General features: G+C 39.9%; 21 protein-coding genes. 5 read left to right on the top strand and 16 right to left on the bottom strand.

Features of this window, described 5'->3' with window-relative positions; genetic code table 11:
- Together C900_RS23115 and C900_RS23110 are read right to left on the bottom strand one after the other, a co-directional pair.
- Nucleotides 1-1,335, bottom strand: a complete 1,335-nt coding sequence (locus C900_RS23115) for an ABC transporter permease (RefSeq protein ID WP_009582713.1) — start codon at nucleotides 1,333-1,335, stop codon at nucleotides 1-3.
- Nucleotides 1,336-1,338: 3 nt separating this feature from the next.
- Nucleotides 1,339-2,613, bottom strand: a complete 1,275-nt coding sequence (locus tag C900_RS23110) for an efflux RND transporter periplasmic adaptor subunit (protein WP_009582712.1) — start codon at nucleotides 2,611-2,613, stop codon at nucleotides 1,339-1,341.
- A gap of 191 nt (nucleotides 2,614-2,804) precedes the next feature.
- Here C900_RS23110 and C900_RS23105 point away from each other — a divergent pair, with 191 nt between their 5' ends.
- Nucleotides 2,805-3,590 (top strand): class I SAM-dependent methyltransferase, encoded by a 786-nt coding sequence (locus C900_RS23105; protein ID WP_009582711.1) that lies wholly within the window; start codon nucleotides 2,805-2,807, stop codon nucleotides 3,588-3,590.
- A gap of 35 nt (nucleotides 3,591-3,625) precedes the next feature.
- Here the strand turns inward: C900_RS23105 and C900_RS23100 are convergent, their stop codons facing one another.
- From C900_RS23100 to C900_RS23075, 6 genes are all read right to left on the bottom strand, one after another.
- Entirely contained in the window at nucleotides 3,626-4,618 is a 993-nt protein-coding gene (locus C900_RS23100) for a glycosyltransferase (RefSeq protein WP_009582710.1), read from the bottom strand.
- Nucleotides 4,619-4,765: 147 nt separating this feature from the next.
- Nucleotides 4,766-5,752, bottom strand: a complete 987-nt coding sequence (locus C900_RS23095) for a glycosyltransferase family 2 protein (RefSeq protein WP_009582709.1) — start codon at nucleotides 5,750-5,752, stop codon at nucleotides 4,766-4,768.
- A 2-nt stretch (nucleotides 5,753-5,754) separates the two neighbouring features.
- On the bottom strand, nucleotides 5,755-6,306 hold the full coding sequence (locus tag C900_RS23090) for a DUF4199 domain-containing protein (protein WP_009582708.1): 552 nt from the start codon (nucleotides 6,304-6,306) through the stop codon (nucleotides 5,755-5,757).
- Between the two features lie 143 nt (nucleotides 6,307-6,449).
- Nucleotides 6,450-7,004 (bottom strand): DUF4199 domain-containing protein, encoded by a 555-nt coding sequence (locus tag C900_RS23085; RefSeq protein ID WP_040497383.1) that lies wholly within the window; start codon nucleotides 7,002-7,004, stop codon nucleotides 6,450-6,452.
- A 187-nt stretch (nucleotides 7,005-7,191) separates the two neighbouring features.
- On the bottom strand, nucleotides 7,192-8,466 hold the full coding sequence (locus C900_RS23080) for a dihydroorotase (protein WP_009582706.1): 1,275 nt from the start codon (nucleotides 8,464-8,466) through the stop codon (nucleotides 7,192-7,194).
- Nucleotides 8,467-8,513: 47 nt separating this feature from the next.
- Complete coding sequence (locus C900_RS23075) at nucleotides 8,514-10,517, bottom strand: BatA domain-containing protein (RefSeq protein WP_009582705.1); 2,004 nt, start codon at nucleotides 10,515-10,517, stop codon at nucleotides 8,514-8,516.
- Nucleotides 10,518-10,607: 90 nt separating this feature from the next.
- Here C900_RS23075 and C900_RS23070 point away from each other — a divergent pair, with 90 nt between their 5' ends.
- Entirely contained in the window at nucleotides 10,608-11,156 is a 549-nt protein-coding gene (locus C900_RS23070) for an ExbD/TolR family protein (RefSeq protein ID WP_009582704.1), read from the top strand.
- A 302-nt stretch (nucleotides 11,157-11,458) separates the two neighbouring features.
- Here the strand turns inward: C900_RS23070 and C900_RS23065 are convergent, their stop codons facing one another.
- Both C900_RS23065 and C900_RS23060 read right to left on the bottom strand, forming a co-directional pair.
- On the bottom strand, nucleotides 11,459-11,881 hold the full coding sequence (locus C900_RS23065; protein ID WP_009582703.1) for an endonuclease domain-containing protein: 423 nt from the start codon (nucleotides 11,879-11,881) through the stop codon (nucleotides 11,459-11,461).
- Between the two features lie 336 nt (nucleotides 11,882-12,217).
- Nucleotides 12,218-12,556 (bottom strand): single-stranded DNA-binding protein, encoded by a 339-nt coding sequence (locus C900_RS23060; RefSeq protein WP_009582701.1) that lies wholly within the window; start codon nucleotides 12,554-12,556, stop codon nucleotides 12,218-12,220.
- Between the two features lie 235 nt (nucleotides 12,557-12,791).
- On the opposite strand from C900_RS23060, the gene C900_RS23055 reads away from it, so the two are divergent.
- The gene (locus C900_RS23055) at nucleotides 12,792-13,103 is read left to right on the top strand and encodes a hypothetical protein (RefSeq protein ID WP_245558477.1); all 312 of its coding nucleotides are present in this window, start codon (nucleotides 12,792-12,794) and stop codon (nucleotides 13,101-13,103) included.
- A gap of 7 nt (nucleotides 13,104-13,110) precedes the next feature.
- Here C900_RS23055 and C900_RS23050 read toward each other — a convergent pair whose 3' ends face one another.
- Nucleotides 13,111-13,992 carry an AraC family transcriptional regulator gene (locus C900_RS23050; RefSeq protein ID WP_040497381.1) on the bottom strand — a complete coding sequence of 294 codons (882 nt, stop codon included), beginning with the start codon at nucleotides 13,990-13,992 and terminating at the stop codon, nucleotides 13,111-13,113.
- 65 nt (nucleotides 13,993-14,057) lie between these two features.
- On the opposite strand from C900_RS23050, the gene C900_RS23045 reads away from it, so the two are divergent.
- Complete coding sequence (locus C900_RS23045) at nucleotides 14,058-14,993, top strand: ketopantoate reductase family protein (RefSeq protein ID WP_009582692.1); 936 nt, start codon at nucleotides 14,058-14,060, stop codon at nucleotides 14,991-14,993.
- A gap of 10 nt (nucleotides 14,994-15,003) precedes the next feature.
- Here the strand turns inward: C900_RS23045 and C900_RS23040 are convergent, their stop codons facing one another.
- From C900_RS23040 to C900_RS23020, 5 genes are all read right to left on the bottom strand, one after another.
- On the bottom strand, nucleotides 15,004-17,037 hold the full coding sequence (locus tag C900_RS23040) for a leucine-rich repeat domain-containing protein (protein ID WP_083867565.1): 2,034 nt from the start codon (nucleotides 17,035-17,037) through the stop codon (nucleotides 15,004-15,006).
- A gap of 5 nt (nucleotides 17,038-17,042) precedes the next feature.
- Nucleotides 17,043-17,930, bottom strand: coding sequence for a hypothetical protein (locus C900_RS23035; RefSeq protein WP_009582689.1), 888 nt, complete (start codon nucleotides 17,928-17,930; stop codon nucleotides 17,043-17,045).
- Complete coding sequence (locus tag C900_RS23030) at nucleotides 17,927-18,475, bottom strand: hypothetical protein (protein ID WP_009582688.1); 549 nt, start codon at nucleotides 18,473-18,475, stop codon at nucleotides 17,927-17,929. Before C900_RS23030 ends, C900_RS23035 begins: the two co-directional genes overlap by 4 nt.
- A 70-nt stretch (nucleotides 18,476-18,545) precedes the next feature.
- Nucleotides 18,546-18,998 (bottom strand): hypothetical protein, encoded by a 453-nt coding sequence (locus tag C900_RS23025; protein ID WP_157494151.1) that lies wholly within the window; start codon nucleotides 18,996-18,998, stop codon nucleotides 18,546-18,548.
- A 458-nt stretch (nucleotides 18,999-19,456) separates the two neighbouring features.
- The gene (locus C900_RS23020) at nucleotides 19,457-21,235 is read right to left on the bottom strand and encodes an OmpA family protein (protein WP_009582686.1); all 1,779 of its coding nucleotides are present in this window, start codon (nucleotides 21,233-21,235) and stop codon (nucleotides 19,457-19,459) included.
- 186 nt (nucleotides 21,236-21,421) lie between these two features.
- On the opposite strand from C900_RS23020, the gene C900_RS28855 reads away from it, so the two are divergent.
- On the top strand, nucleotides 21,422-22,174 hold the full coding sequence (locus C900_RS28855; RefSeq protein ID WP_009582684.1) for a carboxypeptidase-like regulatory domain-containing protein: 753 nt from the start codon (nucleotides 21,422-21,424) through the stop codon (nucleotides 22,172-22,174).
- Nucleotides 22,175-22,349 lie beyond the last annotated feature (175 nt).

Genomic DNA, 22,349 nt, shown 5'->3' with positions numbered 1-22,349 from the left:
TTACTCATATCTTAATGAAGAAATAGGATCTTGTTGTGCAGCTTTACGAGCGGGAGCTATCCCAAAGATAAGCCCAACGGTGGCTGCAACGCCAAATGACAAAACTATGGAAGTAAACGAAACAATTGTCGGTATTTCCGCTACTTCTGAAACTACATAGGCAAGCGTAACCCCAAGCACAATACCTATTATTCCTCCGGTTATGCTGATCATTACAGCCTCAAAAAGAAACTGGTTGACGATATCACTTTTCTTTGCGCCCAAAGAAAGCCGTAATCCAATCTCCTTTATTCTTTCCAGTACGGAAGCCAGCATAATGTTCATAATACCGATACCACCTACCAGAAGCGAAATGCCTGCTATCGCCCCCAATACATAGTTAAATATATCATTGGTACGTTGCTGTTGCTTCAGCAGCAGTTCAGGTATCGTGATCTCATAATCCACTGTACCATAGTGCCTTCTTTTCAAAAGCCTTGATATGATCTCCGACACACTGGAAAGCTTATCCGTTTCGGTTACCTGAATCACCAAACGGTCGAGCTGGTGATAATTTGCAACGGTAGTAGTTTTTTCCTCGTTATTCTGGCTTTCTGAATTAAAGCGCTCCAAAAGAGCTTCTGTGATCAAAGACCTGTTCTTATACCTGATCAGGGCAGTTTGAAGAGGTGTATAAACGTCCATATTATAATCCCTGATACCCAGACTGGAGATACTCTTTTTGCTGATGTACCTCTCTTCTAATATGCCCACGACCTTCAGCCAATGTGATCCCACTTTTATCATCTTTCCAATGGGATCTTCCTGGCTGAAGAACTTTGATTTGATACCCTGGCCTATAATACATACCGACTGCCCGGTTGATTGCTGTACTTCATTAAAAAGATTTCCGTCATCCAACCGGAAGTTCGATATCTCGAAATAGCTGTTGTCCACACCTACCAGCTTGGCGGATTTTCTAATGCCGTTCTTGATAATATAGGTCTCCAGAAGTATCTCGGGACTTATTTTACTTATGGCGGGCACTACATCCTGAATACTTTCAACATCAAGCAATGTTAAACCACTTGAAAAATTTTTTTCATCCTTATTCCCCGGACCGTCTTCTACCTCCTTTTCAACCTGCTCTATTATTGGGGTAATAACTATATTGTTGACCCCGACCAGCTTCATTTGCTCAAGTATTTCCTGCTGCGCACCATTCCCAATAGCCAGCATAGCGATAACTGCTGCTACTCCAAAGATAATACCCAGGGCAGTTAAAACAGATCTTACACGGTTGGCTATAACAGCATCGAGGGCTATGTAAAAATTAGGTAATAGATTTTTGTACATGATTTAATTGGCGGCTATGCCTTCTTTCCCTTCCAAAAGTGTTACCTCCGATTCTTCAAGGCCTGCCGGTATCGACAAAAACAGCTCCTCACCTTTAGCAACACCCATTTCTATCACCGCTTCATTCATATTTGTCTTGCCTATCTTTACCTGTTGTTTTTTATATCCTCCCATACCGGCTTTCTTGATCACATAGGTGAGTGAATCTCCCTGGTTGTGCAGGCACTCCAGCGGCACATATACCACGTTAGGTATGACCTCAGCAATGATATTGTTACTGGTAGTCATAGCTGGTCGTAAAGTGGTATCAGATTCATTGATGAGAATATTTACCTGAAACACCTTGGCATCGGAATTCGGCTTTTGTTCGCCTATATTGGCCACCTGTATTACTTTTCCGGTAAGCCGTTTTTCAGGAAAGGCATCAAGCCCAATATTTACCTTCTGCCCTTCTTTGATCACTCGTATATCCACCTCATTCACATAGGTTTTTGAGATCATCGAACTCAAGTCGGGCAGCGTAGCTACTACAGGGTCCCACGGCTGAATAGTGGACCCAATTCCCTGCTTAGTGCCATTCCAACTTCGCTTGTAGATAACCATTCCCGGCTCAGGAGCCATAATATTGAAATCAGCCAGGATCTTATTGAGCAGATCAAACCGCCCCTGGTCTTCGGCCAGTTTTGCAGCAGCTTCCTGCATCTGAGCAACAGCCTTTCTCGACTGAAGCTTATAGTTTTCCCTGGCCTGTTCATAGGCTCTTTTTGCCTTCTCCAGGTTGATCTCGGCCTGTTTGATGCTCGCAGGAGGTTCAAATTGTGATTGAGAAAGGATAATCTCCTTTTCCTCAACCCCAAAATTCAGGTTGATCAACTCATCTCTGGCCTTTCTAAGCTCAAGTGCAGTGTCCAGTTTTGTTTGGGTATATTTTGACAGACTCTGTTGTAGGTCGTTGTTGGCATTTTGTATCTTATCCATTAGCTCAGACTTGTCCAGCCTGGCTATATAATCACCTTTTTTAACCACAGTACCCTCATCTACAATGTGGTCTATCTTGACCTGCCAGATCTGTGCCGTACGCAAGCCGCTGGGCCCCATGATCTTAACTGAATTTTTTGCTTCCAGTTCACCAGTTGTTGTTATATCAACTTTGAAGTCGCCCTGTTTGGCTTTCACAAACACTTCGGTACTGGAACCAGTCGCGCTGTCTCTCATCAGAAAAAATATGACAAGAATGCAGATGCCAACCCCTCCCGCAATTAGGATCTTCTTTTTCATGTTAATTTTAAGTTTTGTTGACCTTGAAGGTTAAACAGTAGGATAACCTTGTAACTACAAATATATTGTAATATTTATAATATATTTCACCATAGACACAAAGAAGCAGCCATCGACATAAAATTTCGGTTCAATAACTCTTGCTATTAAAGCCTTGGAAACTTTGTGTTTGCCTATATTTGCCGATCAATATGAAAAAATTGATCAGCTATATCATCCGATATGTTCCACGCAAATACCTGCAACGGATCAGCGCTCCTGCCCTAAAAATTGTCGGGCTATTTTTACGTGGAAATAACGTTACCTGCCCTATCATTAACAAAAGCTACAGGAAATTCCTTCCGTATGGGCGTATCAATCCACGGGTAAATGCACTTTGCCCTGACTCGCTTTCGTTAGAAAGGCATCGACTCATCTGGCTCTATTTACAGCAAAAGACCAACTTCTTCCAACAAAGGTTGCATTTCCTACATATTGCTCCGGAGCAATGTTTTATAAAAAAATTTGAGGAGCAGCATGGCGAAGGATATATTACCGGCGATCTGGAGTCGCCACTGGCAAAGGTCAAAATGGATGTTCATCAGATCCCGTTCGGGGATAATACTTTTGATGCCGCCATGTGCAACCATGTGATGGAGCATGTTGATAACGACCTTCAGGCTATGAGTGAGATCTTTCGGGTGCTGAGACCAGGTGGCTGGGCCATCATACAAGTACCTTTTTTCAGTCCGGTACCGGATGTAACTTTTGAGGATCCTGCCATTACCAATCCACGGGAGAGAGAAAAGTGGTATGGGCAAGACGATCACGTAAGGCTTTATGGTAAAGATTACCCTGACAGGCTCAGAAAAGCCGGTTTTGAGGTAACAGAAGATGACTTTATCCACCACCTTGGAGAAGGTGCGGTTAAAAGATATGCACTTCCAGAGAACGAGATGATCTTTTTTTGTAGAAAAGTAGCAAAAACGACTTCGTAGTCATCCTCGAAACTTGACTCCAAGCAACGTTTATTTCACTTATAAAAGTTATCTCTAAAAGCGTAGTTTATTTCTTTTTTCAGAACATAATGCTGACACCAGGCCTTCAAAAAGCCTACTCCATAGCCCGTTAGTTGTACGTATGAACTGATGATAGCAAGAACACCGGTAATCGGATTTTTCGTCTTAAAAGATGAATCCAGGAAAATTATGACCGGAAACAGCAGCAATATATATGCTAACACAGGCTTAATAATAACCATGAAGCATAAAATGACATGAAATAAAACAAATGCAGATGGCAGCAAGTGTACTATCCTGAGAGATTTCGGGTGTAATTTATTCAATATAATCCGGGCAACGCCTGAATTAAATACCTGTTTGAAAAAAGTTTTAAAACTCACTCTCCTTTTGTGATATACAAATGCTCCCGCAACCAAAACTGATTTTGCACCTGCCTTCTCCAATTTCAGGCTCATATCTATGTCTTCGCCAAAGCGTAAGGGAGAAAAGCCACCAACCTGATCAAACAAACTCCTTTTCATTCCCATATTGAAGCTTCGGGGCTTAAACTTTTCGAAACTTTGCTGTCCACCTCTTATTCCTCCGGTAGTTAGAAATGATGTCATTGAGTAATCAATGGCTTTTTGGATTTTACTGAAGTCTTTGTGCGCCTTGTCCGGTCCTCCGTAGGCGTCAAATTGAATCTTTTTGAGGGCCTCATCAAGTTCAACAAAATAATTCGGGGGTATGATACAATCCGAGTCAAAAAAGATCAACCATTCTCCCCCGGCTTCATGGGCTCCGGCATTTCTAGCCGGTCCGGGACCGGAGTTTGGCTGCCACAGATATTTTATTGGCAATTCAACGCTAAAATCTTCTACAATAGTTCTACAGTCTTTTGCAGACCCATCTTCAACTATGATCACCTCAAATTTCCTGTTATTTTGACAAACCAGGCTCCGGAGAAGATCACGGACCTCATCGGGACGATTGTAAACCGGAATAATTACAGAATACAAATGCATTATTTAGTGTTTGTAAGAAAACCTCCAGGTGGCTTTAAGAAAACGTTAAGGTCAAGGCTTGTGAAGTGCCAAAAAGCGGAGCGTACTGGGGTACGTGAGCATTTTTGGGACGAGCATAACGCAGACATTGGCATTTTCTTAGAGACACTATTTGGCAATGACCTTTTCCTTTACCCCTGTTTTTTCCACTATAAGATACTCATTCGAAGATTGTGATTTCATAGCCATCATTTCGGCAATAAAACCAGTCAGAAATAATTGTACACCTATGATCAGGGCTACCAACGCCAGGAAGAAAAGTGGTTGCTCCACTACATCTCTTACCGGCAAGCTGTAGTGAATACTATATAGCTTGTTACCTATTACATATATGGTAATGATCAACCCGGTGAAAAATGAAAGAGTGCCAAAAGTACCAAAAAAGTGCATAGGCTTACGCTTGAACTTAGAGACGAAGGTAATGGACAAAAGGTCCAAGAAACCGTTGATGAACCTCTCAAATCCGAACTTAGTGGTGCCATATTTTCGGGCTCTGTGCTCTACTACTTTCTCTCCTATTTTTGAATAGCCATTCCATTTTGCTATCACTGGTATGTACCGATGCATCTCACCATATACGTCAACATGTTTTACTACCTGGCTCCTGTAAGCCTTTAGGCCGCAGTTAAAATCATGCAGCTTGATACCTGATATTTTCCTGGTGATAAAGTTAAAAAATCTTGAGGGGATGGTCTTTGTAATCGGATCATGGCGTTTTCTTTTCCATCCGGAAACCAGATCATAATTCTCTTCCCTGATCATCCTGTACAATTCGGGAATTTCATCAGGACTATCCTGCAGATCAGCATCCATGGAGACCACCACTTCTCCCCGGGACTCTTTGAAACCGGTATTCAGCGCTGCCGATTTTCCATAGTTCCTGTTAAATTTCAGCCCCTTTATAGCAGGATTATCTTCGGATATCTGGCGAATAACTTCCCATGATGAATCTGTACTGCCATCATCGATTAATATAACTTCATAAGTAAAGCCGTGCTTTATCATCACACGGCTTATCCAATTACACAATTCCGGTAGTGATTCTTCTTCGTTGTATAAAGGAATGACTACAGAAATATCAAATTCATTAGGCATAATTACATATCAAGCTCCGGATTACTATTCTTGGTAAACGCACTGATGATCAAAGATAAGATAAATCCAAAAAACACGGTACCTAATATTGCAAATACTGACATCAATTCAGGACTCATAAACGTTTCCGTAATTGACATAGCCTGTTCTATCTGTTCATCACTCATCCCATTCTTTTCCATCTCTGCTATCTGTTGATCTTTTATAATATCAACAAATCCGCTATCGACAAATTTCACATAGATGTAGAAAAATGCTGTTGAAATAAGTGAACCAATGAGCGCTACCAGAGTGCCTATTCCTAATCCCTGACCATAAGACATGAAACCGTCACCTGAATTCTTGTATTCTTTATGAGCTAATACGATAATGATGATAATTGGTATATATCCTACCCATTGCATGCCCTTGTTTCCCACCAGATCCGCAAAAACAGTGATAAGAAATAAAACGATAGATATAATACCCAGTATCAATCCCCATTTAGTGGCCACTTGCTTTACAGATACTTTATCTGCTCCACGCTCATCTAATGTTGTGTAGTTATCTTCCATTAGTTTTAAGGTTTTTTGGTTGTTTTGTGTAAGTTAATTCAAATAACAATGGGTTAAAAGTAATTTTAGCATCATACATATCAAAAACTAATCTACTGCATGGTCTGAAACCCTGACGATCGGAAATAGAAGGCTTTAAAGTATCAAAACCGCTTTTCGGTCCTTCTCAAGATCACAGAAAGAATGATAGCCACGAAAAAACCAATGAAACAACTCTTGATAATGTAGTCGAGGGCCAGTAGCGAGGGAGTCGATTGTCGTAGCAATGTTACCTGGCGATCAAATTCTTCCCCGGTGATATTTATTTTACCTTCTGTAACGAGCCTGTCCTTCTCCAACTCCAGTCCTTTGATGGTGCCTGCGATATACTCCTGGAGAAAATCCGGCACAAAATTGGCAAAAACAATAATAAAAATAGCCACCAGGATCGCTATGGTGATGTAGATAATAAAACTAATGATCATTCCCTGCCAAAAATTGAGGACACTGTCGTTATAATAATCCCTAAACTCTTTCAGTCCAAAAAAGATAAATAACCCAAAAAGTACTATTCTAAAATCAAACATTGGGGGGATCAATAGGGGATGCTTACCCGTATAATAGAGCAGCACGAGAACCAACATACCTAATAAGGCTCCGAAAAAACCGTATTTAAGAGGAATTTTGAAAAGTGGACGTATTTTATTGAATTGAGTCATAGAATGTTTTATTAGAGGTATTACCTCTACTTATTTAGTATTTGTAAAAAAAACTCTAAGTGGTTTTAACGAAACGTTCCCGCCAAAAAGCGGGATGAAGTCCCCAAAAGTGGAGTTTACAGAGGTACAAGAGCATTTTTGGGACGAGCGTAACGAAGATATTATCATTTTTTATCAGAGACACTAATTATGATAAAGACTGTTCTATTAGATGCTTTCCGTTGTTGAAAGTGGCTAAGGTCCTGCCTTTTAATTTCTGCCCCCAATAAGGAGAGTTTTTTGATTTGGATCGATTGCTTTTGTTATCCAACACCCAATGATGATTCGGATCAAAAAGGGTCAGGTTCGCCTCCGCGCCTTCTTCTATTTTGGGAATGTTTAAATGAAGCAACTTCCTGGGGTTCACCGTTATTGCTTTTATAAGAGTAGTCATCTCAACAGACTCTGAAAGTGTTGTCAAATTAGCAGCAACCGTCTGAAGACCTATAACACCAAAGGCTGCCAGATCGAATTCCAGTTTCTTATTTTCCTCATCCTGAGGGATATGACTTGAAACGATAACTTCTATAGTGCCATCCTGTATACCTTTTATCAACGCCTTATTATCTTTCTTTTCTCTGAAAGGTGGATTCACTTTAAAATTAGTGTCAAAGCCTGCCAACGCAGCATCATCAAATAGCATCTGGCAGGAAGCCACATCACAACTCACATTGAGTCCTCTTTTTCTCGCAGCCCTGATCATAGCCAATGATCTTTCGGAAGAAATATTTGTAAAATGCAACCTTCCTCCCGCATAGGCCAGCAGTTCCAGGTCTCGCTGAATGATCAATTCTTCTGCCAGCTTTGGCATTCCTTTCATTCCGAGCATAGTGCTATTTATACCCTCATTCATAGTACCATACAGGTTCAGTCGTATATCTTCGGGCTTATTGATGAGCAAACCATCGAATTTCTGAAGATACTGTAATGATTTCAAAAGTATATCAGTATGCCAAATAGGCTCAATGCCATCGGAAAAGGCCACAGCACCGGCATGATGCAGATCTATCATCTCTGTAAGTTCTTCCCCCCTGGCATCAATAGAAACAGCGGCTATTGGAAAAATTTCCGTTATAGAATGCTGGTTTCTTGATTTAAGGTAACTGACCTCATTTTTGGTTTGTGTTACCGGTTTGTTGTTGGGCACCAATGCTACACCTGTAAAGCCTCCTGCCGCGGCAGTAGCGATACCCGATTCCAGATCTTCCCTGTGTTCATAGCCAGGATCTCCGAAAGAAGCGCGCATGTCAAACCATCCTATGGAAAGAAACATCCCTTTTGCTTCGATTACTTTATCTGCCTTTGCCTGCACCTTCCCCAGTTTGGCAATTCGCCCATTTTCAATCAGCACATCCGCCTGATTTCCATGCATGGCATTTCCTTCATCGATTATTGCAGCAGATTTTATAAGTATACTTTCCATTTCAGAAGCTTTACCGGTTTTTATAGATATTGAATTTAAAGTTCAAATTATGGCAAAAATCTTATTAACAAAACCTCTACCAGTAGAAATATAAGCGCGAGAATAATGGCATACTTCCACAATGGCTGACCGATGTATTTTTTTTCCACAGCCCTCTCAAATTGATCCTTATCTCCCACCTCAAAAATATCGACCTTCCCTTTAAAGATGCGCCTGATCTCTTCCGGTGAATACTGTCTTAAGTCTGATTCTTCCGGCGTGTAGTTAAAGGCCAGTGTTGTGATCTTTCCTTCTTTAAACATCAGGTCATAAAACCCTGCTCCGATCACAAACTTTGGCACCTCCATAACTACATCATTCCCTATAATTCTTTGTGTGGGTATTATTTCCTGTTCATCATTGCGAAGTTTAAAGACATTATCGGCTATGATTGTGTCTGCCCGAAAGGTAATTGTGGCATCATCCGTATAATAATACAACTTTGAATCACGCGAAGCGCTTTCCACTGCAATACGATACATCACCGGAACAAAGATAGCATGAGAATAAAAATTTGTATAGGCGCTGTTCAGAGGGGCACCCATCAAAAATATATTTCCATTGGAGGTTATTTTCGATAAAAAGGGCATTCCGCTTTTATATTTCAGCAATGCAGTACGATCCCTCCCCCATTCGATAACACCAGCCGCTTCCGGCATAGAAAAGTTTTGTCCGGTTTCCTCAAAAACATTTTCAAAAAAAGGATCATCAAAATCAGGTGTAGCCAGGTCAGATTTCAGGGATGAGTCTGAGACCATTAGGCCACCCAAACCGGACAACTGTCTGTAGCTGGCAATATCCGGTTTCGTTGCAGGTATAAAAATAATATCACCGTAATTCTGCAGGTATTTATTAAGCACAACGGCAAGCGATGGATCAAGGGTTTCCAACCCATTGATCACTACTAAGTCTGAAGCTGGAATAAGATTGTAGTCAAGGTTCGAAAAAACTACGCTTTGTAAGTCAAAAAGCCCTTCGTTGCCAAAAACATTCTGAACTGGTGTGTTAACAGATTTACCTTTGATCTCCAAAATGCTGATGCGTTGACTCCCATTGATGGTGAAGTGAAAATCATTGTCAAAGGTAACAGGGAATTCTTCAAAGCTAATCCTGCATTTATTATTCCCCTCCAGGTTAAACGCCAGGTCAAAGGTGGCTGTTGCCGCTTGGTTAGCCCTAAGATCCATGCTGGCGGTAGCAGATTGCACCTCATCCACAAAAACTTTAATGATCAGATCATCTACAGGTTGGTTTCCCACATTTCTTATCACCACATTTAATTTCAGCTTTTTATCACCTATCAGGAATGGATTATCCAGATACAGGGAATCGACAAATACATTGTTAACGGAGGTGAAGTTAATAGGAATTAAATTTACGTTCCATGCGCTATCCAGCGCCACTTCACCTTCTCTGACTCCTGATGTGGAAGCTTGAAAATCACTTATCCAGTACAGATCATACTGCTCTCCCTCTTCCCTGTTAAATTCAAGCCTGTTAATAATCTCGTCATAAGTTCTGGTAATTCCTGTCAAGCGCATCTCGGTAGTCAGATCAACAAGATCATTCCTGTTTTTAAAGACATTAGAGAAAGAGTTAAAGTCATTGGTGAGTATTTTATATTCAGATGATGACGGGTAAAGGGTGGTAAGGGCATTGATATATCCCAGAGCGGCATCGAAGGCAGTTATATCCTCGTCTGTTTCATTGCTCATGCTAAGAGAGTTGTCGAGATAGATCAAAGTTTTGCTACTCGCAGTTGTATTTTCCTTTGTAGGTAGAAATGGTTGGGCGAAGGCCATTACAAGGAAAAAGATCATGAGTAGCCTGGAGGTAAGGATCAAATAGTGCTTCAGCTTCCGTTTAGAACTACTGGCTTCCTTCACCTTTTTAAGAAAGCGTGTATTTGAAAAATATACCCGCTTTGTCTTCCTGAAATTAAACAAATGAATAATAATGGGTATGGAAAGCGCGAAAAGACCGTAAAGGAATTGTGGGTATAAAAAACTCATTGGCTGCAAAAGTAGAAAAAATCAATTAATCATATGCAGATAAATTATGGTGACTTTGTAGCATGACACAGATTATTTAAATAAAAGCTTATGAAAAATGCACAAAGAAACAATCAAATGCAGATCAATACCGCTTCTATGGCGGACATCGCCTTCCTGCTACTAATCTTTTTCATGATCACTACAACCATTGTAAACGACAAGGGTCTCAGTTTGTTGCTGCCACCAGAGCAATCAAACATTGTACCTGTAGAAATTCATGAAAAAAATCTTTTCAAGATCCAGGTCAACTCTGATGACAAAATTATGGTGGAAGGTGAAACCCGTGAAAATCTACACGGCATAAGGCATGAAATAAGTGAATTCATATTAAACTACGGTCGTAATAAAGCGCTAAGTGAAAGCCCTGAGAAGGCAATAGTATCTATAAAGACAAATAGAGGCACATCCCAGGAAATGTTTATCAAAGTACTTGATGAAGTTAAAGCAGCTTACTATCAGATCTATGCAGACCGAACCGGTCTGACCCCTGCCGAATATAGAAACCTCTACTTAAGTATTCCTGAAAAGAAAAGGCTTTTCGAAAAAGGGCGAAAGGGTATTCCTATGAATATTTCAATTGCAGAGCCTTCGAATTGATAGATCATTAGTTTATGACTTGGGTTTCGGGTGTTTTACCCACCCCTGCCCCTCCGAGGAGGGGATTTGGGATAACATTTCATAGGAGATTTGATTAGCTAGAATCTGGTGATGAGCTATGCTGGAAGTTGTGTCGACCATAAACTTTCTGGAACTTCAGCATTTTGTTTTTTTGCTGCAGGTACATAGGTTGACAAAGGACGGGTGTACATAGCTCTGAATTCAACCTATTACCGGCTACAGTAGAATACTTCACAAAAGTCCTACGCAACCGGCTCATAACAACACCTCAACCTTCCCCATTAGCACCGGCCGAAAATCCTCTCTTGGGAGCTCTTGGGAGGGGCAGGGGTGGGTCCGTTCTCCAAAATCCATTCGGAAATTGTATTCAGAACATAACCCATTCTTTGCTTCACATCCAGATCATCGAATCTTAAAAACCGCACACCTAAATTCTCCAACTTCTTTTGTCTTGCCTGATCTCTTTCCGAGGCGTTGTCGTGGTAATGACTTTCTCCATCTACCTCGATCGCCAACATTAGATCTTTACAATAAAAATCCACAATATAATTATCAATCGGCCGCTGCCGATCAAAATCGTAGCCCATCATTTGTCTGCCATTCAATTCCTGCCATAGTAGTACTTCCGACAACGTCATATTTTTTCGTAGTTTCAGAGCCAGCGGTTTAAGCTTTGGGTTATAATAAAGTATTTTTCTTTTCATTATTAGTGTTTTACCCACCCCTGCCCCTCCGAGGAGGGGATTTTGGACTGCATTTCATAGGAGATTTGATTAGCTAGAATCTGGTGATGAGCTATGCTGGAAGTTGTGTCGACCATAAACTTTCTGGAACTTCAGCATTTTGTTTTTTTGCTGCAGGTACATAGGTTGACAAAGGACGGGTGTACATAGCTCTGAATTCAACCTATTACCGGCTACAGTAGAATACTTCACAAAAGTCCTACGCAACCGGCTCATAACAACACCTCAACCTTCCCCATTAGCACCGGCCGAAAACCCTCTCTTGGGAGCTCTTGGGAGGGGCAGGGGTGGGTTCCCCTACTTCTTCCCTCCTAACATCAATATCTCATTTACATTGATTTCAGTGATATATTTCTTTTCTCCATTGGAATTTTCATAAGAGCGATGTATCAACTTACCTTCAACAGCTATCTCGGCACCTTTCTTCAGGTATTCCGAAGCTATTTCCGCCTTCTTTCCCCAAACAACAATATTGTGCCATTGTGTGTCTTCTACTTTCTCTCCATCCGCATTCCTGTAGCTATCCGAGGTGGCTAGTGAAAAGGTAGCCATCATCTTTCCACTGGTCAAATTCTTTACTTCGGGATCTTTACCTAATCTTCCTATAAGCTGAACACTGTTTCTTAAATTTTTCATGATAATAATAATTAATAGTTAAACTTTATTTTTAATTAAATGATGAAATATTGTTCATCTAATTCATTTACACAAAGTAAAGACAAGAAAAAAGCGATAATCGTATGATAAATGTTTGTATTCGTTTAAATTACATTTGTAAACGTTTGCAAACGGGTAAAATATTGATAAACAGAATATTGATAAAATGGAAGAAAAATCATGTTTGGAATGCGGGACTAAAATTTTCGGCAGAATGGATAAAAAGTTCTGTTCGGACCAGTGCAGAAACTCCTATAACAACAAGTTAAATAGTGACAGCAACAACTATGTTCGCAACGTCAACAACATACTCAGGAAGAACAGAAGGATACTGATGGAGTTGAACCCAAACGGCAAATCAAAAACACATCGTGATAAGCTTGGAGAAAAGGGTTTTGATTTTAATTATTTTACGAATACCTATACCACTAAAGCCGGCACCGTTTATTACTTCTGCTACGAATACGGCTATCTGCCCATTGACAATAATTTTTACGCATTGGTGAAAAGGCAGGAGTATGTGTAATGATATTCTATTCGAGTTTCTTACGATAATTTGTTGGCGATTGTCCTGTACATCTTTTAACAAATTTGCATAGATGACTTTCATCAACAAAACCTAACTCAACCGCTATCTGACTGATAGACAAATTGTTGTTGAGCATTTTTCTTTCTATGTGACTTAGCTTGCATTTTACTATATAATCGCGCAAACTCATACCACAGTGTTTCTTGAAATATTCACCAATATAGTGAGGTGAAATATTAAAAAAGGATGCCATGACTTTTTTCGTCAATTTAGCGTTGTCGGTGATATTGAACCGTACATAATTGAGCATGTTATCTATGGTTAGGTTAGTGGATAGGCCATATCCTCCATCATGCCTGCCCCTGCCAACACTCCTCAGTAAAAACTGAAGAATGAGGCCTATACTACTCTTTATAATCAGCTCATGCTGCTGTGATCTCAAGCTACTCTCTTTCAAAACCTGCTCTATTAAGGCAATTACAAGCGGCCTTTCATCCAAGCTTTCCAAAGGCATCCCTGATAGTCGGTTGTGATATGAGATTGATTCCTTCAATTGATAAAAGATGCTCCTGGTATCATTATTTTCCTGCGTAAATAATTCGGGTAAAAAACGAATACAATGGAACTTTGTATACCTCATGGTTGAAAATGAATGAGAATCACCTGGAGTCAGCATGAAAATATCACCAGCCTGGTAAATATGTTGCTGACCATTAACAATATGAATCCCGGTACCCACTTCGATGTACAGGATCTCAAAAAACTGGTGTCTGTGCTTTCCTTTTTGCCATGAATCGGATGCTACAGAGTAAATTTCAAACAAATCGTAAATAAAAAATGTCCGCAAGCCTATTATAACCTTTACTTGTACAAGATAAACATTCAAATATACAGCAACTTAATCAGCAGTACCTCATTGCTTTGCATACCAAAAACTAAAAGATAAACATTATGAACAAAAAGAAAATACGTATCGGGGTTGTGGGTTTAGGTGGTATTGGCGGATTTGTAGGCGGCTTGTTGGCCAACCACTATCATAGAGGAAGTTCTGTGGAAGTTATCTTTATCTGCAGGGGGGCAACTTTAGAAAAAATCCTTCAAAATGGGTTAGACCTCGAAACAAAAGGTCAAATTCTGAACGTGCATCCTGCCATAGCAGCGGAAAAACCAGAAGATATTGGGCTTCTTGATTTACTAATAATTGCAGTAAAAACGTATTCTCTACGGCAAGTACTTCAAAGATATATCACTTGTTTGGGAGAGCATTCTATAGTCATCTCACTTCAAAATTCGGTGAACGCCAAAAATGAAATAAGCCAAATCATCACACACAGTCATATTCTGGACGGGTGTATTTATGTGGCTTCCAATGTTGCTGCTCCCGGTGTTGTAAAACATTTGGGTGGGCCGGGAAAAATTTATTTCGGAACCAGCATAAATGCAGATGCATATAAATGGCTGGAAAAAACATTTAGAGTAGCCGGAATTAATGCCTCATTTACCGCAAATATTCAGGAGGTATTGTGGCAGAAGTTCTTGTTTGTTTCACCAGTTGCAGCCATAACATCGGCCTACGGAAAGACTTTTGGTGAATTGACCAAAGAGCCATACACCGGCCAGTTGAGAAGGATGATGCAGGAAATATATGAATTGGCTAGTGCAAAAGGTATTTGCCTGAGCGAATCCGCCAAAGACGATGCTTTAAAAATGATGGAGAAGTTTCCTTACGAAACTAAATCGTCCATGCAATTGGATTACGAACACGGGAGGCCTACTGAAATAGAAGCACTCGTTGAATTTGTGGTAAAAAGCAGTTCGCGCTATAATCTACCGGCACAAGAATACAAAAAAATATACCACAACATTCAACAACAATACGGCTATTAGATTGCCAATACTAGTAGTACACTACTTCACACGCTGGTTTCGCACTTTTAAATTTATCGACATCTTTCTGACTCACTTTAGCATTGAAACAGGATACTTTAGAAAGATTGACTAAAGTATATAATGGTGATAAGTTACTAACCGATGTATTTTGAAGGTATATCTCCACCAACTTATCAAGACTCCTCACAGTATTGATATTAGATATTTTGGTACCTGAGACACTCAGCACCCTTATGCTGGTGACAGTTGCCAGCGGGTCAAGGTCTGACACACGGGTATATTCAATATTCAATTCACGAAGGTTTTTAAGGTTACTCAGCGGAGTAAGATCAGCCACTGGATTATATGAGCAATCCAGCTTTTCCAGTTTGGCCAACCCGGATAGTGGGGCCAGGTTTGAAATTTTCATTACCCTCGACATTTTAATTTCCCGCAACTCTTTAAGGTTGGTAAGAGGTGTTATATCTTCAATACTGCTACCCTCCGGAATCACCAACTCTTCCAATTCCAGAATATCGTACAGATATTTCAGCGGAAGTTTATCTATGGGGCCGGTATATCCCACCTGTTTGGCCAAAATATTCCTCCATTCTTCTGACAGCTTAATCCACCAGATAGTGTAGTCCATAGTTTTGAATATCACTGTAGCGGAGGGATGTGTATTTTTATAGGCTGTAAGCTCCTGGTGACTAACATTGGAATAATCTGCTACCAGTAATTTAAGCTCCATTTTTTTTACAGGTCCTAAAGAATCAATATGGGTATCAGACAAATCGAGCCGTTCCAGGTTTGTGAATCCTTTCAATGGCTCAAGAGACCGAACTCCAGATTTTTTCAAAACCAGTACTTTGACATTTTTAAAGTCAGCAATAGGCGCTAATGAAAGAATGCCTGTTTTTCCCTCCAGGTTGATCGTTTCACTGGACTTGATCCTGGCCAGGTCTTCCCCGGTTGGGGTGCTGGCGATGCTAAACTGTTCTTTAAAGCTTTCTTTCCATGCCAGTGGCAAATTCTTCCACCAGTTGACCAGGTCAGTCGTTTCATAGACCACTTCACAAGATGGGTGTGTTTCCTCAAATTTCTTTATCTCTCCAAGATCAATAGGTGTATTGATAACCACTACCTTTTTGAGTGACTTCATAGCCTCTAGTGATGCCAGGCTTTCAATAGAAGTATTTTCAAAAAACACTATCTTCAGATTCTTCAGTTCCTTTAGAGGTTCCAGGGTAAGCACATTAGTATTTGACATATAAAGCTCTCTAAGATTTGCAAGGCCCGAAAGCGTGGATATATCGCTCACATTTGTACTGGAAATATTCAATACCTCCAGCCCCGCGATCTGGCTTAACGGGTGAAGGTTAGTGATATACTTATTATATGAAATATCAATTTCTTTGATACCCAGCACCTTATGTGGCTCGTTCAGATTTACATTAGTACCTATGGCCCTCTGAAACACTACTTTCCATTCAAAATCCAGGGCCTCCCACCAACTTTGAAAGGCCTTTAAGTCACGTATGCCTGAAGAATAAATACTGGCCACTTTATATATCTGCTGTGCAGCATCATAGTTCACTTCTGCATATCGTACCGTGCTATTGTCATATGCTTTATCATCAGATGTAATGCCGGTAATTGTACTATTATAGGTCACTTTAAAATATTCCTGCTGACCTGAACTGGTGAGCTTCTCGATATTATTGATATCAAATTTAAATTTTATATCCTTGAAAAGAATATCTACATCCTTCAGATACGCCTGAATGCCTTTGTTAATACTTACCTGCCGCTTAGTCAGGTCATCTTCCACCTGCACGTTGGCGCTGGTATATATCTTCAGGTAACTCTGGTCGATAATAGTATTTTTATCGTTCACAGCAACCTCAGGATTACCGAGGGTATTCAGTGTAAACTCCATAAACTTCATCAATTCGGTAACCTTCTGCTTTTCTTCATCCGTCTGAGCAACGGCCGCAAAAAAACTAAAAAGGCTGACAACAAGTATTGATATTCTAACTGCTCCGGGTCTCATCTTCATCATTACTTTTATGGTGAATAGGGTAAATGGTTATTTTCATGAAAGAAAATATATTTGCGTAATATCTCTTTGTCCTTTTCTGCTACTCGCATAAGCTCGGTAATCAACCAGCCGGAGTTTGTACTCTTTCTGTTAACTTTGGAAACTTCGAAATACCAGTTATCTATCTGAAAGAAATGAAATTTCAGGTTTTTCACTTCCAGAAATTCAGCATTCCCCCTTTTTAGCTCATAAATAAAAAGTGTTAAAAAATCGGGATTGTATTCATTGGCCGCATATTTTTCGATTTCGTCAAGCCTTGTAAATGCTTTTTTCAGATTGATAAAGTTTATTTCATGACTTTTTGGGTGTAGATATGGAGAGGACTCGTCAACACTTGCCTGAGCAGCTCCTCCAAAGAAATCAACCCCTTTAAATAGTGTAATAAACGGCTTGAAGTAAACGTTGGCAAGCACCCATTTAGTGCCCATATTTTCTCGTTCCATTTTTAAGAACAACGTACACGGGCGCTCTTTTTTTTCATATTTGATAATTACATCCAGTTGAGCATACCAATCATTTCTTCTGTGATTTAAGAATTTAGGGTCCTTTTCTCTCGTCACTGTATAGATGAAGCTCCCCTTTAGGCTATCTACCATACCCGCATCAAGATTATCAAAAAGATTAGATATGTACATCCTCCTCATGTCTGCCTGCTGGTAGCGGGGATCGTTTGTGGAAAATCTTTTCCCTTCATAGTCTTCCTCCCCATTAAATCTTCGAAAAAATTGATTTACCTGCTTGGTTTCAGCCAGAATAAATTCATTTCCTTCATCATAAGTCACTCCCTGAGCCGCCACTCCAGAAGTTGAAAATAAAGCCAGAACTACTACTAAAAATTTACTATTGGTTTTCATAACATCGTTTCGCTTACGACAATATCTCCTAATAATACGTCCCAAAAATCAATATCCATTCCCTCAACCTGCATCATTTTTCGTTCAACGTAAATAGTTATATCCTTTTTGGTCACATCTTTATATACAAGGGCATCATTTTGTGAGCCCTCAAATTTTTGATAAATAGTCACTACTCCAACATATTTCCCATCGGGAGTCTGCTCCAGGTCACTAATGTATTGGATATCAAACCATTCAATTTTCACCTTGTCATAGCTCAGGGCCATCAATCGTTCAAAATAGGTTTTGATCTCATACTGTTTCACTTCCTTCTTATCTAAAGTGGAAACACCTATTACACTACCATCGGCAAATAGCTCCAGGGCACGCGCAACTACACGGTTGGCTTCCGAAAAGGGGGTACTTTTATTGCCAATAATGCCTATATATTTACTCAGGTCACGGATCTTTTCCATAGCCATAGAGTCGACCTTGATTTTTTGATCAGGATCCATGGTTTCCTCTTCAAAATATTCTCCCGCTCCCTGTGCAATGCCAGGCATTCCGTCAACTATAATTAAACCACATATAAATAGACAAAAAAGTATTCTATACGCCATCATAGTCTACATTTTATTGCTTTACAGCCAATTCAACTCTCATTATTTTCGTTTGTGTTTCATCCAGCTTCAAAGTTCGAATAGTGTGGGGTGCTTGCCGGGTGTCGTTCAGGTAATAGATATAATCGGTAATGGTCATTGGTTTGTCATAGTACCTTTTACCCTCTCTGTTATAAAGAACAAGGAACACAGGAGTGTCAGGGGAGTTAAAATATTCAAAAACTTCAGCCATTTTCGCATCCCTTGTAGCAGTATCCTCCTGATCCATTTCCGAAAACATATCAAAATATGATTCAAGCATATCTTTTAGACGCTTATCTACCATGATTACGTCTGCACTGCTGATCACCTGACCATCGGGGTCATCTACCTGGTCAGTTTTTGATGCCTGATTTGAAGCTTTGCAGGAAAATAAAGCCATTAATGCCAATATATAGACACTGAGGTATCGTTTAGGTTGATGCATGCCAATTAGAATAAGATGTTAAAATAGAACAAATTATTGTAGAAACTCAATTTTTATGGCGAAAATTTAAAAAAAGTCCAAGAGAATTTACATGAGTGACGCTCAAAATTTTTAATATATGGTTTCTACCTCACAAATTATCAGTCTGTTAACCCCTGAATAACCGCCATTGCTTACAGGTGCAAGTTTTAAAAGGAAAGTGAACTGTTTTCATAGATGGAGAAGTAAGAATGAGCAAATAATAACGACCCTATCTAAACTTCAAGCAGAAAGTCAGTTATTATGAACTCAAACATTCAAAGAATATCTATTCAAGCTGCCAGATCTATTGGAGTTAATCCTATGAAATGGTCCGGGTTTCCATACCCCGTTGCCCGGTATTTCCTAAGGTTTGGAATCTACAACATGGAAGGGCTTGTCAGGGTTCCCTGAACAAAAGGCCTGACAAGCCCCAAAGATCATTTTTTAAGCACGGTAAACTCAACTCTTCGGTTGACGGCACGTCCTTCATCGGTTTCGTTGGTTTCCAGTGGTACTGTTTCTCCATATCCTCTTGCTATCAACCTGTAGTCATCAATACCCTGACTGATGAGATAGTCCACTACCGCCTGCGCCCTGCCTTGCGACAAGTTTAGGTTATAATCATCCGAACCCTTGCTATCGGTATGGCCGGCTATTTCTATTTCAACAGTGGAATTGTTTTGCAAAAACTCAACTACCTTATCCAGCTCCACATATGATTCGGGCTTTAAAGTAGTTTTATCAAAGTCAAAGAAGATGTTATTTAGCCGCACAGTAGTACCTACTTCTATTGGGGTAAGATAGATATCTTTTGTAAGCAGTGTCACTTCATCACTGCCATGCTCTACACTATCAGTAGCATTTAGAAAACCCTCTGACGAAGCTGTAATAAAATACCATCCCTTCTTTTCCAGCTCTGTTTCGTAATAGCCGTTCTTAGTGTTCTTCTTAATCTGCCCTTTTCTATCTCTCTTCAGGTTTATTTCTAATTTGGTCTCAATTGGTTCTTCCGTCTTGGAGTTATAAGTAGTACCCGTAAGCAGCACGTTGCGTTTTACCGGCCTCAAAAAGAAGTCTTGTATTACAGTAGTATCTCTAAAAACATCCTTAATTACTAATTGCGCTTCATCGGGGTAGTGATCTGCGGCGGTCACTCTTATATGGTAGTTACCCTCTCCGACCAGCTTGATCTGGTAAGCGCCTTCTCCGGAGGTTTTGACAAGTGTATCGGCTTCACCGTTTCCGATAGCTAGTGAAGCAGTGAGCCCTGAATTACTTTTTTGATCAACAACAATACCTCTCAATCGAATAGTAATATCTTTCAATCTCAATCTGAAGATATCCAGGTTACCACCATCCCTGGGATCGCCCGCTTGCGAAGTAAAAACATTATTATTTTGATCAATAGACATATAGGAATCAAATGCCCTGGTATTTAAGGGCCTTCCAACATTTACTGGATCAGACCATTTTAGCCACGTATCGTCAAGCCTTACCGTTTTATAGATATCCGCATCACCTATCCCCATGTCTTTTCTATTACTGGAAAAATACATGGTTTTGTTGTCAGGCGCCAGATAAGGAGCAAACTCGTCACGCTCTGTATTAATATTAGGTCCGATCTTTACCGGTCTGGACCATTTGCCATCACCGATGGCTTTACTCATATATAGGTCGCTGAAAGTACTATTGATCTTTTCACTCAGGTACAAGATCATATACAACCCATCAGAAGACATGGTTGCTCCGTAAAACTTACCCTTATTAAGATCCTGAAAGCCTTCTACTTTTATTTCATCAGGCTTTCCCCATTCTCCTTTGCCGTCTCTCCGGGTAAAAGCAAAACCTTTAGAGTTTCGGGACGAACCGCCACGAATAAACAGGGTATTACCATCAGGCATTACTGTAAATACCTGGTTTGAATGATGCTGATTCAGGGGTTTACCCATGTGCTTAGCCTCTCCCCATTCTCCATCTTCACCTAACTCGGAATACCAAATATCCTGGCTACCTTCCTTACCATAGGTGTTTGCAGGATGATTATGCACAAAAAAATACAGTGTTTTGCCATCAGCAGAAATAACAGGGGCCCCCTCATGGTAACCTGTGTTGACCTTTCTACCCAGGTTTACCAGTTCGTACCGTTCATTGTATTCCTGACTAAAACCAACCAAACCATAGACAAGAAATAAAATTAATAGTTGCGTTTTTTTCATCTGGACACATTTTACGCAGTAAATATAAAAATTTACAAATTCATATCGCTATTTGGAATGACAAACCCGGCATTTATGTAATAGCAATGGTAAAATAATAAGTTTAATGTATATTCGTTTGCCTTTTTAAGCAGAAATAAATTTACCAATTCAAATCCTTTATGGTTAGTTTACGTACTTTCTTTTATGAATAAACTCCTTTTAATTTTATTCTTTCTATCCGCAGTTGTACTGAATGGCAATGCTCAGGAAAATTCTCAAATTGAAATAACGGGGGCCATAATTGATGCAAATACCAAAGAACCTGTGCCCTATGTCCATGTGGTCAACAAAAATTCGCATAAAGGGACGGTTAGTAATACCGAAGGAAGGTTTTGGATGGTAATGGACAAAACAGATACTGTCCTTTTTTCATCAGTTGGTTTTGAGTCATATGCCTTCACAATAAAAGAGCAGGTAAAATCCAATAAATTGATTGTAACTATTGAATTGAATACCTCGACAATGGAGTTGCAACCTGTAAAAATATTTGCTTTTAAAGATGAGCATACGTTAAAAAAGGCGATGTTGGCGATGGAGGTACCTATAGAAGAAGATCATTCCCGAATTGAGCTCCCCGGCTTTTATTACGGACCAAAAAAGGAAGTAAAGCCAAACATACTCAGCCCATTTTCTTTAATACATGGTAAGTTTAGTCGCGAAGTCAAGGAAAGGTCGAAGCTGGCTGAATATCAACAGCAAGAGCATTATCATAACCTGATAAAAGCAAAATATAATGAAGCTGTGGTTCTTGAGCTTACCGGGTTGCCCGAAGACCAGGTAGAAGACTTTATGGAATTCTGCAAGCTGGAGGAAAACTTTCTGGCGCAATCAAGTGAATATGAAATTGCCGTAGCTGTAAATAAATGTCTTATGGATTTTAACAAGTTGGACGAATAGTTTTCAGTTCGCAGTTCTTAGTTCACAGTTCTTAGTTCACAGTTTGAAGCCTGAGGCTTGAGGGCCTGTTTGCCTGCTGCTGATTGATATGTGTTAATCGTTAATCGTTAATCGTTAATCGTTAATCGTTAATTGTTAATTGTTAATTGTTAATTGTTAATTGTTAATTGTTATT

The organism is Fulvivirga imtechensis AK7 (assembly GCF_000331535.1).
Taxonomy (GTDB): Bacteria; Bacteroidota; Bacteroidia; order Cytophagales; family Cyclobacteriaceae; genus Fulvivirga; species Fulvivirga imtechensis.
Note: the sequence above shows the minus strand (reverse complement) of the source record. Positions and strands in the feature narration are given on the sequence as shown.

Excerpts from the sequence above, each read along its gene's own strand:
- C900_RS23115 (WP_009582713.1), bottom strand. The coding sequence starts at position 1,335 with ATGTACAAAAATCTATTACCTAATTTTTACATAGCCCTCGATGCTGTT.
- C900_RS23110 (WP_009582712.1), bottom strand. The coding sequence starts at position 2,613 with ATGAAAAAGAAGATCCTAATTGCGGGAGGGGTTGGCATCTGCATTCTT.
- C900_RS23105 (WP_009582711.1), top strand. The coding sequence starts at position 2,805 with ATGAAAAAATTGATCAGCTATATCATCCGATATGTTCCACGCAAATAC.
- C900_RS23100 (WP_009582710.1), bottom strand. The coding sequence starts at position 4,618 with ATGCATTTGTATTCTGTAATTATTCCGGTTTACAATCGTCCCGATGAG.
- C900_RS23095 (WP_009582709.1), bottom strand. The coding sequence starts at position 5,752 with ATGCCTAATGAATTTGATATTTCTGTAGTCATTCCTTTATACAACGAA.
- C900_RS23090 (WP_009582708.1), bottom strand. The coding sequence starts at position 6,306 with ATGGAAGATAACTACACAACATTAGATGAGCGTGGAGCAGATAAAGTA.
- C900_RS23085 (WP_040497383.1), bottom strand. The coding sequence starts at position 7,004 with ATGACTCAATTCAATAAAATACGTCCACTTTTCAAAATTCCTCTTAAA.
- C900_RS23080 (WP_009582706.1), bottom strand. The coding sequence starts at position 8,466 with ATGGAAAGTATACTTATAAAATCTGCTGCAATAATCGATGAAGGAAAT.
- C900_RS23075 (WP_009582705.1), bottom strand. The coding sequence starts at position 10,517 with ATGAGTTTTTTATACCCACAATTCCTTTACGGTCTTTTCGCGCTTTCC.
- C900_RS23070 (WP_009582704.1), top strand. The coding sequence starts at position 10,608 with ATGAAAAATGCACAAAGAAACAATCAAATGCAGATCAATACCGCTTCT.
- C900_RS23065 (WP_009582703.1), bottom strand. The coding sequence starts at position 11,881 with ATGAAAAGAAAAATACTTTATTATAACCCAAAGCTTAAACCGCTGGCT.
- C900_RS23060 (WP_009582701.1), bottom strand. The coding sequence starts at position 12,556 with ATGAAAAATTTAAGAAACAGTGTTCAGCTTATAGGAAGATTAGGTAAA.
- C900_RS23055 (WP_245558477.1), top strand. The coding sequence starts at position 12,792 with ATGGATAAAAAGTTCTGTTCGGACCAGTGCAGAAACTCCTATAACAAC.
- C900_RS23045 (WP_009582692.1), top strand. The coding sequence starts at position 14,058 with ATGAACAAAAAGAAAATACGTATCGGGGTTGTGGGTTTAGGTGGTATT.
- C900_RS23040 (WP_083867565.1), bottom strand. The coding sequence starts at position 17,037 with ATGATGAAGATGAGACCCGGAGCAGTTAGAATATCAATACTTGTTGTC.
- C900_RS23035 (WP_009582689.1), bottom strand. The coding sequence starts at position 17,930 with ATGAAAACCAATAGTAAATTTTTAGTAGTAGTTCTGGCTTTATTTTCA.
- C900_RS23030 (WP_009582688.1), bottom strand. The coding sequence starts at position 18,475 with ATGCCTGGCATTGCACAGGGAGCGGGAGAATATTTTGAAGAGGAAACC.
- C900_RS23025 (WP_157494151.1), bottom strand. The coding sequence starts at position 18,998 with ATGCATCAACCTAAACGATACCTCAGTGTCTATATATTGGCATTAATG.
- C900_RS23020 (WP_009582686.1), bottom strand. The coding sequence starts at position 21,235 with ATGAAAAAAACGCAACTATTAATTTTATTTCTTGTCTATGGTTTGGTT.
- C900_RS28855 (WP_009582684.1), top strand. The coding sequence starts at position 21,422 with ATGAATAAACTCCTTTTAATTTTATTCTTTCTATCCGCAGTTGTACTG.